Origin of the sequence: Halomonas sp. SIMBA_159 (assembly GCF_046536035.1) — a bacterium.
GTDB classification, from domain to species: Bacteria; Pseudomonadota; Gammaproteobacteria; order Pseudomonadales; family Halomonadaceae; genus Vreelandella; species Vreelandella venusta_A.
Genome location: NZ_JAWJBT010000211.1, coordinates 1 through 342 on the forward strand (window position 1 = coordinate 1; position 342 = coordinate 342).

Annotated in this window: 1 protein-coding gene; it reads right to left on the reverse strand. The window is 65.8% G+C overall.

Annotated elements, in window-relative coordinates; translation table 11 throughout:
• The coding region (locus tag R0J87_RS19025; protein ID WP_498888182.1) for a TlpA family protein disulfide reductase at positions 1-210 on the reverse strand (210 nt) is incomplete at its 3' end.
• Between the last annotated feature and the right edge of the window lie 132 nt (positions 211-342).

The following is a 342-nucleotide window of genomic DNA, read 5'->3' on the forward strand; positions in this document are numbered from 1 at the left end:
GCGGCATGGCGCGCACCACGTCGCCCAGAGATTGACCAGCAGTGTCTTGCCCTTGAAATCGCCGAGCGTCATCTGCTTGCCGTCCGGGCCTGTGAAAGCAATATGCGAGACGGAAATCGGCTTTTCAGCGGCACGCATCGCCGCCACGCAGCTGCGCGCGTTCACCGACGAGGTCCGGTCATTCCTCGCCGCCGACGAGCGGGGCACCATCTCGAGCCTCCTCGCCTGGCTCGAGAAGGCGGAGAGCACCGACGAGCTCGTGCCACGCCCTGAGCCGCCCGAGCCGGGAGTGGTTCAGCTTCTGACCATCCACGGTTCCAAAGGCCTGGAGTGGGATGCGGT